Below are 16,153 nucleotides of genomic sequence, written 5' to 3'. Positions count from 1 at the left end.
CTTTTTTTATGCGTTTTAATTACAAAAATATCTTTCCATAATAACATATTCAATCCCATCTTTTTCAAATTTATTATTTGTTGCTTTTAAATTGAATTTTTCATAAAATTTTGATTTTTCTACCCTAGCATTACACCATATTTTTTTGATGCCTTCTTCCTTTGTAAAATCGATAACTTTATTTAATAGTATTGTTCCGTATCCAAGTCCTTGGAATTCTGTTAAAGTTGCAAATTTTCGAAATTGAGCTTCATTATTGGCTATAAACAACGAAATTACAGCAGTTATTTCATCATTTACAAACAAACCAAAATGTGTTCCGTTTTCATCGTTAGGTAATTTAACATAGGCAATAGGTTTATTTGCCCACATTGCTTTATGACGAATTTCAAGTGTTTTAGTTGCGGTAATTTGTTTTATTTCTATTGCTGTATTTTTCAATTTTTATATTGTCTTTTGATTAGTTCTTCTGGCTTCGTGCAAAATAAATATAGGAAAATAATAAATAACCATTCCAGAGGTTTCATTAGTATATAAGTTACATCAGATTTGAAAGGCGTGTTTATAACTTTGGATAAATTATAGCCATAAGTATCATAATTTTTACGAATAAAATTATGTGTTTTCGGGTAGTTAACTTGAATAATATCTTCAAAAGCATTTGCAATCATTAATTGCCTATTTATTACAATTGGTTTTCCGTGTCTTTTTCCTATTCTTATCGGTTTTACAATACTTGGGTTTCCTCGTGCTGCAACAGTGCATAAATAATGTCCTTTATGATCTAGTGCTGGTGGATGTGATTGTTGAGAAAAACGCCAAGTTGTAGTATCGGTAAATACTTTTATCATGCTGTCAGAGTCTTGTCCGAATAGCATTAAAATGATGGTTATTATCAAAAAAATAGGAAAAATTAATAGTAAAATAATTAATGGGTACGATTTTATTTTGAAAAGTGTTTTATGTAAATAATTTAATGTGGAGTTTTGGTATTGATACTCATTAAAATGATTAGCGACAGTATTAAAACTTTTAGCTAATATGTAAAAAGAAGTAATGCTAGATATTAGCGGATAAAACAAAAAAAATGTTATTGTATTGTGATTTATTGAGGTATTAATTGGGTAGTAATTGAATCCTAACATATCATTTGAATATGATGTTTGGAGCGTGATAAAAATGTTTAAAACAATACCAATAACGACAAAAACAGTTGCAATAACCCATGTAAGTGGTGGTAGTGTTTTACTTTTTATCCAAATTAAAATTTTAGAAATAACATATAATATATAAAAGACAAAAACAGTGAGCATATGTTTTTGCCCAAGAGGAGTGTAACCTCCGTCCATTGGGTCTATTGCTATATTATGTTCTACACTAGTTAGTAAGCAAAACAGAAAAGGAATAAAAGCAATTAAATGAATTATAACTGTAATAATAGTACCTGCTGATGCTTTTAATTTAATAGCAAAAAACAAGAAGAATATAAAAACAAAGAAAATAATAAGTAAAATTTCCATAATATAAAAGTGTTCTGCTTTAGTATTATGAGCTAAGTTATTAAAAATAACTAAAAAGAAAAATCTTTTGATAATGAAGTGATAAAAACCTTGTTTTTAGGATAAAAAAAACCGAAACAACTAAATGTTTCGGTTTTTGCGGAGAAAGAGGGATTCGAACCCCCGGTACCTTGCAGTACAACGGTTTTCAAGACCGCCGCATTCGACCACTCTGCCATTTCTCCAGACAGACATTTAAATAAATCTAAATGCGGTTGCAAATTTACAACCTTTTTTTTGATTAAAACAAATTAATTTAATTTTTTTTATGAATTTTAATATGACCTTATATTAGTTTAATTTTTAACACAAAAAAAACCGAAACAAGTAAAAGTTTCGGTTTTTGCGGAGAAAGAGGGATTCGAACCCCCGGTACCTTGCAGTACAACGGTTTTCAAGACCGCCGCATTCGACCACTCTGCCATTTCTCCAGACAGACATTTAAATAAATCTAAATGCGGTTGCAAATTTACAACCTTTTTTTAGTTCTGAAAAATAAAAATTGTATTTTTTTGGTTAAAATATTTGTTATTTACTTTTTTGACCTGTATTTTTTTATTTATCAGTAAGTTATGTGAAAAAAAATATTTATTTTTAAATTTAGATAGATATACAAAAGATACCATTAGTGTTATATTTATACATATTTGACTAGTTTTTGGTGTTTTTTTTAAGAGAATTATAAATTTTAAATTACTTTCGTTGTAAAATTAAGAAGCATGTTTAATTCATTTGGAAATATTTTAAAAGTAACCACTTTTGGTGAGTCACATGGAACCGCAATAGGAGGTGTTATTGATGGTTTTCCAGCAGGAATGGAAGTAGATTTTGATGCAGTTCAGCAAGAATTAGATCGTCGTAAACCAGGGCAATCTAAAATTGTAACTCAGCGTAAAGAACCTGATACGGTTGAATTTTTATCAGGAATTTTTGAAGGTAAAACAACAGGTGCTTCTATTGGTTTTGTTATAAAAAACACCAATCAGAAAAGTAAAGATTATAATCATAATACAAATGTATATCGACCTTCTCATGCCGATTATACATATGATAAAAAATACGGAGTTAGAGATCATAGAGGTGGAGGTAGAACTTCAGCACGTGAAACTGCAAACTGGGTTGTTGCTGGTGCATTAGCAAAACAATTAATAAAACATATTAATATTGATGCTTATACATCATCAGTAGGTGATATTTTTATTGATAAACCATATCAAGAGTTAGATTTATCTAAAATTGAAAGTAATATTGTTCGTTGTCCTGACGAAAAATCGGCAGAGATAATGATTGATAAAATTCATGAAATCCGTAAAGCTGGTGATACTATTGGAGGTACTATTACTTGTGTTATACAAAATATGCCTGTTGGTTTAGGAGAACCTATTTTTCATAAACTTCATGCAGAATTAGGTAAAGCAATGCTTTCTATTAATGCTGTTAAAGGTTTTGAATTTGGAAGTGGTTTTAACGGTGCTAAAATGAAAGGTTCAGAACATAATGATGTTTTTAATCAAGATGGAACAACGCAATCTAATTTATCTGGAGGAATTCAAGGAGGAATTTCAAACGGTATGGATGTATATTTTAGTGTAGCTTTTAAGCCTGTTGCTACTATTATGAGAAATCAACAAACAATTAATTCAGAAAATGAATTAACTGAAATTCAAGGTAAAGGTCGTCATGATCCTTGTGTTGTACCAAGAGCTGTACCAATTGTAGAGGCTTTAGCTGCTTTAGTTTTAGCGGATTTTTATTTAATAGATAAAATGCGTACAGTTTAATAGTTGTAAATTTTAATTAGAAAATAGTTTATTTTGAAGAATTCTTTATCATTCCTTTTAGAAAATTTAGAAGATGAATGGGGTAAAGAAATAACACTTAAAAGAAATGATTTTCTGATAAATAAAGGAGATTTAAATACCAATTTGTATTTAGTAAAAGAAGGAAGTTTACGAGTTTTTATTGATGATGATGAAGAACATACCATTAGATTTGGATATAAAGATTCTATAATTACAGCATTTGATTGTTTTTTAACTGAAAAACCAACTTCTTTTTACATACAAGCGCTTAAAAAATGCAGTTTGAAAGTAATTTCAAAAATAAATTTTATACATTTTATAAATTCTGAAAAAGAATATCAAGATGTTTGGAATATTTTTTTAAATGATTTTATGTATCAACAAATAGAAAGAGAAATTGATTTAATTACTTATTCTCCTCAAAAACGTTTTGAACGTGTATTTAAAAGAAGTCCGCAAGTATTTCAAGAGATACTCAAAAATATATTGCGTCTTATTTAAGAATGGCGCCAGAAACATTATCTAGGATATTAAAAAATCTTGATTAGCATCAATATTTATTTTTATAAAAAAGCTCATATTTGAATTAAATTTCAAACATGAGCTTTTTTAATACCAAAGAATTATTATCAGAATTAAAACAAACTGTAGTTTCTCATATTAATTATGTAGAATCTTTAAAAAATAATACTACAGAAGAGTTGCAATATAAAAAAACAGCAAAATCGTGGTCTGTTTTAGAATGTTTAGAGCATTTGAATTTATATTCAGAATTTTATAATAATGAAATCAGAAAAAGAATAGAGAAATCTAAACATCAAAAATCAACAGTTTTTAAAGCTGGATTTTTAGGAAATAAATTTGCTTTAGATATGTTGCCTAAAGAAGGCGTGAAAACAATGAATACTTTTAAAAGTAAGAATCCTATTTATTCAAAATTAGATAAAAAAGTTGTTTTAGAACGTTTTATTATATTTCAAGAAGAATTATTACAATTACTTGAGTTAGCAGAAAATAAAAATCTGACAAAGATAAAAACAGCTATAACATTACCTATTTTAAAATTTAGGTTAGGAGATACTTTCCGATTTGTAATTAATCATAATCAACGACATATTGCACAAGCAAAGAATATTTGTAAATAAAAAAAGCTCGAGAAATATCTCGAGCTTTTTTATATATGTAAGTTAAAAACTTATGCTAACATTGTAACAGGGTTTTCAACAAAAGTTTTTAATGTTTGTAAGAATTGAGCACCTACAGCACCATCAACCGTTCTATGATCACAAGCTAAAGTTAATTTCATTGTGTTACCAACAACAATTTCACCGTTTTTAACAACAGGTTTTTGTATGATAGCACCAACAGATAAAATAGCAGAATTAGGCTGATTGATAATCGAAGTAAAACTTTCGATACCAAACATTCCTAAGTTAGAAACTGTAAAAGTACTTCCTTGCATTTCAGCAGGAGAAATTTTCTTGTTTCTAGCTTTACCAGCTAAATCACGTACCGAAGCACCAATTTGAGTTAAACTTAAAGCATCTGTATGTTTTACAACAGGTACAACTAAGCCTTCATCAACAGCAACAGCAACACCAATATGAATATGGCTGTGGAATAATGTAGTATTATCCGTCCAGCTAGTATTTACATTTGGATGTTTTTTTAATGCCATAGCACACGCTTTTACAACCATGTCGTTAAATGATACTTTAGTATCAGGAATCGCATTGATTGTTTTACGAGAAGCCATTGCATTATCCATATCTACCTCAATATTTAAGTAGAAGTGAGGTGCAGCAAATTTAGAATTTCCTAATGCTTTAGCAATTGCCTTACGCATTTGAGAATTTTTAACTTCTGATGTGTTTTCTTCTCCAGCGATAGCAAAATTAGTTGTCGCTGCCGAACTAGCAGGAGCTTCAACTTTAACAGCAGCAGGAGTGTAGTTTTCTACATCCTTTTTAACGATACGTCCGTTTTCACCAGAACCTTTAATTGCTGTTAATTTAATTCCTTTATCCTTTGCTATTTTTTTAGCTAATGGAGAAGCAAATATTCTTCCTCCAGAAGTTGTTGTAGTTACTGTTTCAGTAGCAGCTACTTTAATTTCTTCTTTAGGAGCTTCTTCTTTTTGAATAGCTTTTTCTTCTGTTTCTACAGATGAAGTTGTATTTCCTGAATTTAATGCAGCAAGTACGGTAGCAACATCTGTACCTTCTTTACCGATAATGGCAAGTAAAGTATCTACAGGAGCCGCTTCTCCTTCTTGAACACCAATGTGTAATAAAACACCTTCGTTAAAAGATTCGAACTCCATAGTAGCCTTATCAGTTTCGATTTCAGCTAAAATATCACCTTCTTCAACGGTATCACCTACGTTTTTTAACCAAGAAGCAACAGTTCCTTCTTCCATGGTATCACTTAAACGTGGCATGTTAATAACAATAGCGCCTGCTGGCATTGCTACTACTTCACTTTTTACAGCTACTTCTTCGTTAGAAGTTGCTTTACTTTTAGGAGCTTCTTCGACTTTTACAGGAGCAATATTTCCGTTTAATAAAGCAGAAACATCTTCACCTTCTTCACCAATAATAGCAAGTAAAGTATCTACAGGAGCAGATTCACCTTCTTGAACACCAATGTGTAATAAAACACCTTCGTGAAAAGACTCAAATTCCATGGTAGCTTTGTCAGTTTCAATTTCAGCTAAAATATCGCCTTCTTCAATTCTGTCACCTACATTTTTTAACCAAGAAGCAACAACTCCTTCTTCCATTGTATCGCTTAAGCGAGGCATGTTTATAATTGTAGCCATGGTTTACTTAGATTTTATAAATGGATAATCTTCTTGTTCGTATACCATATCGTGTAATTGACTTACTTCAGGATATGGAGATTCTTCAGCAAATTTTTCACATTCACTTACAGATTCTTTTACTTCTTTTTTGATAGCTTCAATTTCATCAGCAGAAGCATAATCATTTTCTTTAATAATATCTAATACTTGCGTAATAGGATCAATTTTTCTGTACTCAGCAACTTCATCTTTTGTACGATAATGTTGAGCATCAGACATTGAGTGTCCTCTATAACGGTAAGTTTTCATTTCTAAGAAAGTTGGTCCTTCTCCACGACGAGCTCTTTGAATAGCTTCATCAAGAGCTTCAGCAACTTTAATAGGATTCATTCCATCAACAGGTCCACAAGGCATTTCGTATCCTAAACCAAGTTTCCAAATATCAGTATGATTTGCAGTTCTTTCTACAGAAGTTCCCATTGCATATCCATTGTTTTCAACAATAAATACTACTGGTAACTTCCAAGTCATAGCCATATTAAATGTTTCATGTAATGACCCCTGACGAGCAGCACCATCACCAAAACAACATAATGTTACGGCATCATTTCCTTTATATTTATCACCAAAAGCTAATCCAGCTCCTAATGGAATTTGTCCACCAACGATTCCATGACCACCATAAAAACGAAATTCTTTAGAAAAAATATGCATTGAACCACCCATACCTTTAGAGGTACCAGTAGCTTTACCATATAATTCCGCCATTACACGTTTAGGATCTTCACCCATACCAATTGGTTGTACGTGGTTACGGTATGCGGTAATCATTTTATCCTTAGATAAATCCATAGCATGTAATGCACCTGCTAAAACAGCCTCTTGACCGTTATATAAGTGTAAAAAACCTCTTACCTTCTGTTGAATGTAAACAGCTGCTAACTTATCTTCAAACTTTCTCCAGAAAAGCATGTCTCTATACCAGTTGATATAGGTTTCTTTGGTGATTTTATTCATTATATATTAGTTATTTATTTAAAGTTTGTTTGTTGCGTCTTTCTTAAAACGTAGCTACAAAAGTAAGTAGTTTTTAGTAATTTTAAAAAAGTTCTTGTTAAAAATTGTATTAATGCTTTTTTATTTCTAAAACTATTTAAATTATTGTTTTTGTTTGGCGATTATAATAGATGCTTTTGCACCCGTAGCTAAGTTCCATTGATTGGCAGAAATTAACATTCCACTAGCATTATAAATTTTAAAACCAGCAGTATTTGGACCTGAACTACCTTGGTTTAATGCTAAAATTTCAATGGTATTAATTCCTTCATCTAAAGGAATTTTAAAAGATTGATAACTTCCTTTTAGAATTAATTTACTAACAACAGGAATATTATTGACAAGAATAGTTACTTTATCGCCATCAGGATATTGAAAATCACGACAAATAATAGTTACACTTTTGTCTTTTGTACTAAAACTTCCTAAATCTTGATCGATAATAGGATATTCATACATTCCTTTTATTCTTTGAAAAGCACTTAAATATTGTTCCTCGGCTTGTTTGGCTTTGGTTAAAATACCTTTATTTTCAAAATCTTTTTCGGCTTGTTTTTTTTGTAACTCTTTTTGTTGCTGTTTATGTGCTGTTTTAAAACCGTCATTATTTTTAAACTCTAATGATTTTGGTTTTTTTACTTCTTTAGCTGTAGCAGGGATGCTACCAAAAGAACCTGTATTATTTTTATTATTTCCAAAAGAAGCATCAAGTTGTGCAAAACTATGCGAGCTTATACTTACTGCAAAAATTACTATAAAAAAGTGTATTGTTTGTTTTATCATATCAAAATAAATCTAAGCAAATATAATGCCGTCGTTTTTTGTATTTCTGAATAAAGCGTTAAAACATTTTATTTGAAGCAATTTCCCGCTTTCCGCACTCGCTTTTTTTATTTTTCAAAAGAAAAAAATAAAAAAGAGCTCAAACAATTGCTACAATCGGGGCTAGGCATTTTTATTTTTTTTTGTAATTAATTTAAAATAGTTCTTTACTTTTTAAAGAATATCTATTATTTAACAGGAAAACTAAAATAAGTTTTAGGAAAAGGTTCGAATCTTAACGTAAAATGCCACCATTCTTTAGAGTAGGGTCTAAAATTATATTTGCGCATTACAGATTGTAATAACTGCCTGTTTTCTTTTTGTTTTTTAGTTAGTTTTTGATAAGAAATATGCGAAGAAATTCCGAAGAAATCAAATGGACTTCCCATATCTAATTCGTTTCCTGTTTTTAAATCGATAATTGTTAAATCGACTGTACTACCACGAGAATGACCCGATTTCGAAGAAATATATCCTTTTTTAAATAAATGTCTTTTATTGATACTCGGATAATATTCTTCTTTCATTAAAGTATCGTTCATAACACGCGCCCATTTTACAAAATGATTCACCGCAGTTTGCGGACGATAAGCATCAAAAATTTTAAGACTTAATTCTTTTTTTAATAACTCTGCTTGTACTTTTTTTAAGGCTATTGCTGTTTTTGTGGTGCAAATAACAATGCTTTCATCATAACCATTTACAGATGCTCCTAAAAAATTATTGTCAGCACAATATCGAAGTTCTTTTTGAATAGTAGGCGCTATATTTTTTAAATACGAAAAATTTTTAGGAAGTTTTTGCTGTTCTTTTAAATGTGTTTTTTCTTGTGCATTAACAATAAAAGAATAAAATACTAATAAATAAAATAGTTGTTTCATCAAGCAAAAATAAGTAAATTGTTCAGCCTTTTAAAATTCATTTTACTCTAAGTTTTTTTGTGAAAATTATAAACTAAAAATGGTTGCTTTTATGATATATAATACCATTCCAACAACACCTCCAACAAGTGCGCCATTAAGTCGAATATATTGTAAATCATCACCAACTTTATCTTCTATTTGTTTTACTAAATCTTTATTATTTAATTTTTCTAAACTATCGGAAACAGTGTTTGCAATTAAATGATGATTTTTATTGATAATAGAAATAAATACTGATTTTAAATTTTGATTTGCTTTTTCAATAAGTTTGGTGTTTTTAGAAATATCATTTATAACTCGATTTGCTTTTTGTTTGATAAATTGAATAAGAGTACTATTATTATCATTCAATTCTATTTCTAATTTATTTTGTGCGGAATTTAATAATTCAGCAACAATAATTCTTGATTCAATATTACTGATTAATTTTTTTTGTATATTTTTAATTGAAGCAAGTGCTTTTGGATTTCCAATTTCTAATTTTTTAGCAAAATCAAGTAATTCATTATCTAACTTTTTACGTAACGGATGTTGTTTATCTTTAGTTATTTCTGTTAATAAATCATTTATTGATTTTATTAATTTATCAGTTATAGATTCATTATTTAATCCGCCTAGTTTTTGAGCTGTATTTACAGCTAAAAGTTTAAAAGTGCTTTCTTTTTTGATGTTTTCAGATTGTTTACTTACATTTTTAAGTAGCATTTCACGGGTTTCATTATTATTTATAGTTTTAGAAATACTAGATAAAGCAACCTTCCATAATTCTGAATGTTCTTTATTTTTTAATGCTTTTTGTAGCCAAATCCCCAAAGGTTTTCCAATTTCAATTGTGTCTAATTCTTTTTTAAATATTTTTTCTAAATAAGGAGAAAGTTCTGAAAAGTTGGTGTTTTTTGAGAAGTTTAAAAGTATATCTTGTAAAAAATGAATGATTTTTGAAACATTTTTATCATCTTTTAAAGTGTCTAATATTTTATCAGCAATAGCAACTGAATTTATTTTTTTAGATAAACTTTCTTTTGATAACCATTCATTAGAAACTAAATCAACAATTCCGTTAGAAATTTTAGTTCTTGATTTTACAATAATATTAGTATGTTTTTTTATAAAAGGTATTGGAATTTCGGCAAATAATGCTCGTACAGCAAACCAATCGGCACAGCCACCAACTACAGCTGCTTCAAAACCTGAAAGTACTATGTGCCAAGCGGTATCTGTCAATATTTCTGATTTAATTCCTGCCAAAAGCAATAGCATTCCAGAGGTTGCTATTGCTAAAGAAAGAGCTCCTTTTTTTGGTGATTTCATCTGTTTAACGAATATTTTTAAGTTTTTTGTAATCTTCAATTACACTTTTTATTTTTTATCATCAAAAATAATTACAGGACTAAAACCGTAACCTTCTTTATTATTATCACTAAAATGAATTTTAAAGATAGTATCTCCTTTTTCATTTTTAACAGCCTGACCTATTCTAGCCATTGGAACAATAATTGTTTTTTTATTTTGAATAGCAGTCATAAATCGTAGTTCTACTATTTTTTCTTGATTATCATCAGTTTTAAAAATTTTAAAATTTACTTTTTTTTGTGCGATATAATCTTCCCAAAAATCAGATAAACTTTCTAAAATTTCTTTATTTGGTTCTAAAATAAGTTTGTGTCCTGCAGCTCCCCATTTATGTTTCCAAACATAATCTTCATATTTTAAGTTACCTTTTTTAAAATCATCAACAACTTCCGATAATTGAAAACAACCAGGATTACAAGGATGATTTATAAACGGAGAAAGTCGTTTAGAAACATCAAATTGCTTTATTGGGTGATTAACAAATTTTAGAGATTTATATTTTTTATCAAAACGAAACTTCCATTTATTGTTGTTTTCAGGATAATTATCCTCAAATAAAGCTTCAGCTAATAATATACGGTTATAAAATCGATTAATTTTTACAGGATTTTTTTCCGAATTATTTTTGTAAAAAAGAGTTTCTTTATCTTCATAGATATCCTCCATATCTACTATTTCAATAGGATTTTTAAGTTCTTTTTGAGTTGCAAAAAATTCGAAATTAGTTTTTTGTTCTTTAATTTTTCTATCTACAAGCACAATTCCATCTTTTTGATTTCCAGTAATTAATGTGTTGTACATCTCAATAAAATCATCCCAATTTGTTTTAGGATTATCTGCAAAAATAAAGGCGTTTTCTAAATTTAAATTATCTAATAAATGTTGGTTAAGTTTAGCGGCACTAATAGGATAGGTAGCTACGGATTGAAATTCAATATTTTCTAAACCATTATTTGAAACAGCCATATCAAAACTTCCTAAAGAAAATCCATTGTTTAATTCTTCGTTAAGTAAATTTTCAGAATGAGGTTTAAATCCATTAGGTGTTGGTATTTTAGGATATTTATTGTCATTTAATTGATTTGTTACTTCATCGATAAATTGAACAAAATTATCTGAAAGTGAGCGACTAATTTTTACAAAATAGTTGCTAATTCTCATTTGTTCACCATTTTTAAAATGATATTTATCAGCAAAGATATTTATCATATTATTATAAATATGGTCAGGTATTTTTTCTAATAAAATATCATTGTCTTTTAATTGACCTATTTTTTTTGAAGGAGATACTATATTTTGATTAATCATTGTTAATTACGCTTTTTAAAGTATTCTTATATAAATTTTGATGCTTCGGACTAAAAGCTTCTTTGTTAAAAGAAGTATATTCGATAAGTCCATTTATTCCTTTGTTTTTAAAAATTTGAATAGCTAAATCGGCAGGAGATTTACGTTCTTTTATTCTTTTATATAAAGGTTTTAAAAATATTTCTTCTTGTAAATTTCTTTTCTTTAAGCCTTCATTAGCAATATTAACAAGTTGTAAAACAAGTGGAATAATACTTTCTCCATCAATAAAAGTATTTAAGGTATTTTGAGCTGTATTATTTCTTATATCTCTCCATTTTTCGATAGGATATTTTTCCATTAATTTTTTAGCAGCTTCTAAATTTTCAATTAATCCTAAAGTTAAAGCAACAGGTGTTAACATTTCACTTAAAGGTTGTTGGCAACACATTCGGCTTTCAATAGTTCCATATTTAGGAACTAAACGAGCATTAAACCAACTAAAAGGAATTAATTGTTGAATGTCATCAGTATGTGGTTTAATTGTTTCTTTTTTACCAGCTAATGAGCTTCCAATTGTTGGTGTTGTATTTTCTAGAAATTCATTAAATGTATTTTTATTTAAAATTTTATAATATTGTTTATTTCTTTTGACAACTAAAGGTTTAAAATTAAGTAAATATTCAATGTACATTTCTTTTGAATCAAATACAGGAGGAATTCCAATTTGATTTAATCTATCAGGAAAACAAAAATCCCAAACCATTTCTCTTTTAGCTTTATGTTTAGTATCAATTGCGCCTCCCCATATTGGTGAATTAGCGTGTAGCGCAATTTGTAAGCCTGAAAAAGCATTTAAAACATTGGTTGCTTTAATAGCATCATCTGCACTTATTTCAATATGACATTGACTTGAAGCTGTAATATTAAGAAAAGAAGAATCTGTTCCTTTGTCTTTTGGAATGATATTATTTGTTGAAAATTTTTCAAAAAAAGAATACCGTTCTTGAGGCATTTGCATTTTTCGAGAAGGATAGGTAAGTGGTTGAATGCCGTAGCCAAGCAGGAAGCAATTTTGATTCTCAAAAAAAGTAGTTAATAAAAATAATAAATCCATAAGCTTTGATTCAATAGCTTGTAGATTATTTTGAGGAGCTAAAACAACTTCAATAATACTGTATCCAGTATCTGTAGTAATTAAATCTGTACAGAATTTATATTTTGATGAGCTTTTTTTATTTGTTTTTTTTGCTGCGATAAATAAGTCAGAAAATTTATCTTTTTCTAATTCAAAACCTAGGCTTGCTAGATAAGTAAACATTTGTTGTACAATAGGTAAAGAAACTGCATTTCCTTTTTTATCAACAATAGGTATTTCACATTCAATACCAATACCTCGTGAGGATTGGTTTTTATCAAAATTAAATGATTTTTTAAAATCACTAACTATTTGTTTTTTCATTTTATTAATTTTCTTTATAAAGCAAACAAAAGGATGTGAGTAGCAATGCACACATCCTTTTGTTATTTTTTTGATAAATATAAACGATTATAAATAAAATAGTAACGATTAAAAATTATGTTATTAAATATAAAAAAGCCAAAACAGTAATGTTTCGGCTTTTTTAGTTAAAATAAATTTGAAATTAAATCATATAATAATGTTATAAATTTTATAAAAAAGTTTCCTTTAAAGAAGAAGTCAAAAATAGTATCCATAATTTTAAATTACCAAATTTTAAAATTCAGACTATCATTTTCTCCATAACTTCTAATAAAACCATGTTTTCCGTTACCGATTACCATACTTTTAGAATCGCTTGATTTTCCTTTAAAACCGTCATTACAATTTACTTGTAGTAAATATGTTTTAATTTTTCCATCATCATAAAAGCTAGATTCTGAGAAATCAATATCAATTCCTTTTTTATTTTTAAACCAAATAGCTAATTTATTAAGCTCATTTTTAGTGGTTTCTTTGGTGATAATAAGTTCTGCTTTTGTATCATTAATGGTACTATCAAACAAAAAACTTACATCTTTATTATTATTCGAATCATCATTTTCATCATCATTGTACTTATTAGAAGAGTTACAATCACGACATTCAAAACCTCTTGAAGTCATTTTAAAATGATGATTTGCCATATTACGGTCATAAATATCTTGAGTGTTTTTAATATCATCAATAAATTTACGAGAAGAATTTTCAAAATAAACTGTTGTACCTTCAGGAATATAAACAGTTGCTTTAATTTCTTCGTCTTTCCAAATGTTTTTATAAGCACTTAAAAAGAAGGCATCAAAAATAATTGTATTGTTTGTTATGTTAAAATTATAGTTAATTTCTTTAGCGTTATCATTTGCTTTATTTCGTTTTTTACCTTCAGATGTTCTTTTAATTTCGATATAAGCATTACCTGTTTCGCTTTTACGAACATCAATATTAATATCGTTAGAATATTTCATTTTAACATCATTAATTACTACATCTTCAGCGTTATTCCTATTGCTTAAATTTTGATTGTAATAAATATTATCATCATTAACAACTCTTATTTTTAAAGGCTGTTCTTTTGTGTAAGTAATATTATGTTTACTCACATTAGTACCATTATAAGCGTGAGTTGTAGCGTATTCGATACCCGAAAAACTAATTGTAAATAATGAAATCAACCAAATTCCTAATAAGGTGAAAATAGTAGTTGTGTTTAATTTTTTAATAGAAGGAGAAAGTATTCTTAATCCTAAGATGAATAATACAATCATCGGAATTCCTATCAATAAAAATAACGAAATTGCTAACAACCATTTCGGTAAAATAGATTCATAAAAAAATGGTGGATAATGTACAAAGTCGTTATCAACATTTAAAATTTCTAAACTACCGATTGAAAATGCTCCAAACAATAACGCAAGTATAGTACTACCAGCAATAAAAATTAGAAGAATACCCATAAATTTACCAAATATTTTAAATAAAGTAAGTAAAATTTTAGCGATTGTATCTATAAAATCTTGTAAACCTGATGTTGTTTTTGAGCGTAATTTTTCATAATCTGCACTTGAAATTTTATCGGATATTTCACTAGCACCATCTTTTAATTTTTCTGATAAATATTCAAACTCGTTACGAATTTTTTTTTCAATATTATCAATGTTTACAGCTTCGCCTTCCATTTGTAATTTTTCAGAAGTTGTTTTTGCTTCGGGTAATAAAACCCATAAAATAATATATGCTAAAGGCGAAAAACCAGAGGCAACCAAAATGATAAAAGCAATTCTAATCCAAATAACATCGATATTAAAATAATGAGCAATACCTGAACAAACTCCACCTAAGAACTTGTCATCACCATCTCTGAATAATTTTTTAGACGTACTTTTTTTTGTTTTAGAACTGTATGAAGTATCGTCACTGTAGTCTTCTTCAACTTCTGCATAATCTTCAGGTTGCCCCATAATTGTAATGATTTCTTCAATATCATTTTCATTTACAACCTGACGAGCATCAGTAATTTTTTCAGATAAAAGTTCACTAATACGTGCTTCAATATCTGAAATAATTTCATTTTTTCCTTGCGGATCATCACTTAAAGAGCGTGCAATTGCTTCTAAATAACGTTTTAATTTCTGATAAGCAATTTCATCTATATGGAAGAAGAACCCGCCTAAGTTTATGTTTATTGTCTTATTCATCGTTAGTTGATTTTGTAGTAGTTACTAAGTTTACTGCGTTTACTAAATTACTCCAAGTGTTGTTTAATTCTTTTAAAAATAGCACACCATTTTCTGTTAAAACATAATATTTTCGTGGTGGTCCTGAGGTTGATTCTTCCCATCTATAACTAAGTAAACCTGCATTTTTTAGGCGAGTTAATAATGGATAAATAGTTCCTTCAACCACAATCATTTCTGCACTTTTTAATGTTAAAAGTATTTCAGAAGTATAAGCATCACCATTTTGTAAAATAGATAAAATGCAATATTCTAAAACCCCTTTTCGCATTTGTGCTTTTGTATTTTCAATCTTCATATACCGCGATTTATAAGGTTATTTTATAAAATTAATTGTAAAAGGATAGTGGTATTCTTCTCCTTTATTTGCTTTCATTGCAGCGATAATAATCAAAGCTATTTTAATCAACGAAACAATACTTACTAAAGAGGCAATTCCTAAAAATCCGAAAATACCATTATAAGAATGATGTTCACCGAAGTCAATGTCGATTCCATTAAAAATGTTTAAAAAATTTCCGAAGAAAAAAGAAAAGAAAGAAGCGCTTAAAATAAAAATATATAAACCAAAACTGATATTAAAGTTTACAGCTTCTTTTCCGTGCTTATCTAAAAATAAACTTCTATCTTTTAAAGTTTGCCACAATATTAAAGGCGTTATAATACTTCCTAAAGGAAATAAATATCCTACAAATGCGGAAATGTGTATTAAAAATGCGTTGGTATTATCGTTGTTGTTTTGTACGGTTATATTTTTTATACTACTTGATTATGCAAATATATATCTTTTAAAAGGTACTTTGTATTACA

15 protein-coding genes and 2 tRNA genes are annotated in these 16,153 nt (G+C 28.3%); 3 read left to right on the top strand and 14 right to left on the bottom strand.

Features of this window, described 5'->3' with window-relative positions; translation table 11 throughout:
* Positions 1-15: 15 nt before the first annotated feature.
* The 4 genes from PG913_RS10255 to PG913_RS10240 form a co-directional block, all read right to left on the bottom strand.
* Positions 16-441 (bottom strand): GNAT family N-acetyltransferase, encoded by a 426-nt coding sequence (locus tag PG913_RS10255; protein WP_233898252.1) that lies wholly within the window; start codon positions 439-441, stop codon positions 16-18.
* Positions 438-1,520: a DUF6688 domain-containing protein gene (locus PG913_RS10250; RefSeq protein ID WP_271230621.1), complete on the bottom strand. Its 1,083-nt coding sequence runs from the start codon at positions 1,518-1,520 to the stop codon at positions 438-440. Before PG913_RS10250 ends, PG913_RS10255 begins: the two co-directional genes overlap by 4 nt.
* Positions 1,521-1,659: 139 nt before the next feature.
* A tRNA-Ser gene (locus PG913_RS10245) sits at positions 1,660-1,744 on the bottom strand.
* A gap of 161 nt (positions 1,745-1,905) precedes the next feature.
* Positions 1,906-1,990: transfer RNA gene (locus tag PG913_RS10240), tRNA-Ser, on the bottom strand.
* Between the two features lie 288 nt (positions 1,991-2,278).
* Here PG913_RS10240 and aroC point away from each other — a divergent pair.
* The 3 genes from aroC (at position 2,279) to PG913_RS10225 (ending at position 4,506) form a co-directional block, all read left to right on the top strand.
* Entirely contained in the window at positions 2,279-3,340 is a 1,062-nt protein-coding gene (gene aroC / locus PG913_RS10235) for a chorismate synthase (protein WP_271230620.1), read from the top strand.
* A 33-nt stretch (positions 3,341-3,373) separates the two neighbouring features.
* The gene (locus PG913_RS10230; protein WP_333780757.1) at positions 3,374-3,862 is read left to right on the top strand and encodes a Crp/Fnr family transcriptional regulator; all 489 of its coding nucleotides are present in this window, start codon (positions 3,374-3,376) and stop codon (positions 3,860-3,862) included.
* Between the two features lie 98 nt (positions 3,863-3,960).
* Positions 3,961-4,506 (top strand): DinB family protein, encoded by a 546-nt coding sequence (locus tag PG913_RS10225; RefSeq protein ID WP_271230619.1) that lies wholly within the window; start codon positions 3,961-3,963, stop codon positions 4,504-4,506.
* 50 nt (positions 4,507-4,556) lie between these two features.
* On the opposite strand, the gene PG913_RS10220 is transcribed toward PG913_RS10225, so the two are convergent.
* The 10 genes from PG913_RS10220 to PG913_RS10175 form a co-directional block, all read right to left on the bottom strand.
* On the bottom strand, positions 4,557-6,182 hold the full coding sequence (locus tag PG913_RS10220; RefSeq protein ID WP_271230618.1) for a pyruvate dehydrogenase complex dihydrolipoamide acetyltransferase: 1,626 nt from the start codon (positions 6,180-6,182) through the stop codon (positions 4,557-4,559).
* 3 nt (positions 6,183-6,185) lie between these two features.
* Entirely contained in the window at positions 6,186-7,181 is a 996-nt protein-coding gene (gene pdhA, locus PG913_RS10215) for a pyruvate dehydrogenase (acetyl-transferring) E1 component subunit alpha (protein WP_271230617.1), read from the bottom strand.
* Positions 7,182-7,322: 141 nt separating this feature from the next.
* Positions 7,323-8,003 carry a hypothetical protein gene (locus PG913_RS10210; RefSeq protein ID WP_271230616.1) on the bottom strand — a complete coding sequence of 227 codons (681 nt, stop codon included), beginning with the start codon at positions 8,001-8,003 and terminating at the stop codon, positions 7,323-7,325.
* A gap of 227 nt (positions 8,004-8,230) precedes the next feature.
* Positions 8,231-8,923, bottom strand: a complete 693-nt coding sequence (locus PG913_RS10205) for a M15 family metallopeptidase (RefSeq protein ID WP_271230615.1) — start codon at positions 8,921-8,923, stop codon at positions 8,231-8,233.
* Between the two features lie 66 nt (positions 8,924-8,989).
* Positions 8,990-10,276 (bottom strand): DUF445 domain-containing protein, encoded by a 1,287-nt coding sequence (locus PG913_RS10200; RefSeq protein ID WP_271230614.1) that lies wholly within the window; start codon positions 10,274-10,276, stop codon positions 8,990-8,992.
* 48 nt (positions 10,277-10,324) lie between these two features.
* Positions 10,325-11,626, bottom strand: coding sequence for a hypothetical protein (locus tag PG913_RS10195; RefSeq protein WP_271230613.1), 1,302 nt, complete (start codon positions 11,624-11,626; stop codon positions 10,325-10,327).
* Positions 11,619-13,067 carry a glutamate-cysteine ligase family protein gene (locus tag PG913_RS10190; RefSeq protein ID WP_271230612.1) on the bottom strand — a complete coding sequence of 483 codons (1,449 nt, stop codon included), beginning with the start codon at positions 13,065-13,067 and terminating at the stop codon, positions 11,619-11,621. The genes PG913_RS10195 and PG913_RS10190 overlap by 8 nt, the downstream gene beginning before the upstream one ends.
* Positions 13,068-13,333: 266 nt before the next feature.
* Positions 13,334-15,304, bottom strand: a complete 1,971-nt coding sequence (locus tag PG913_RS10185) for a PspC domain-containing protein (RefSeq protein WP_271230611.1) — start codon at positions 15,302-15,304, stop codon at positions 13,334-13,336.
* Positions 15,297-15,641, bottom strand: a complete 345-nt coding sequence (locus PG913_RS10180; protein WP_271230610.1) for a PadR family transcriptional regulator — start codon at positions 15,639-15,641, stop codon at positions 15,297-15,299. The genes PG913_RS10185 and PG913_RS10180 overlap by 8 nt, the downstream gene beginning before the upstream one ends.
* Positions 15,642-15,659: 18 nt before the next feature.
* Complete coding sequence (locus PG913_RS10175; protein WP_408648507.1) at positions 15,660-16,046, bottom strand: DUF4870 domain-containing protein; 387 nt, start codon at positions 16,044-16,046, stop codon at positions 15,660-15,662.
* Between the last annotated feature and the right edge of the window lie 107 nt (positions 16,047-16,153).

Origin of the sequence: Tenacibaculum pacificus, from assembly GCF_027941775.1 — a bacterium.
Taxonomy (GTDB): Bacteria; Bacteroidota; Bacteroidia; order Flavobacteriales; family Flavobacteriaceae; genus Polaribacter; species Polaribacter pacificus_A.
The sequence above is the reverse complement of the archived record's forward strand: the minus strand, read 5'-3'. Positions and strand labels throughout refer to the sequence as shown.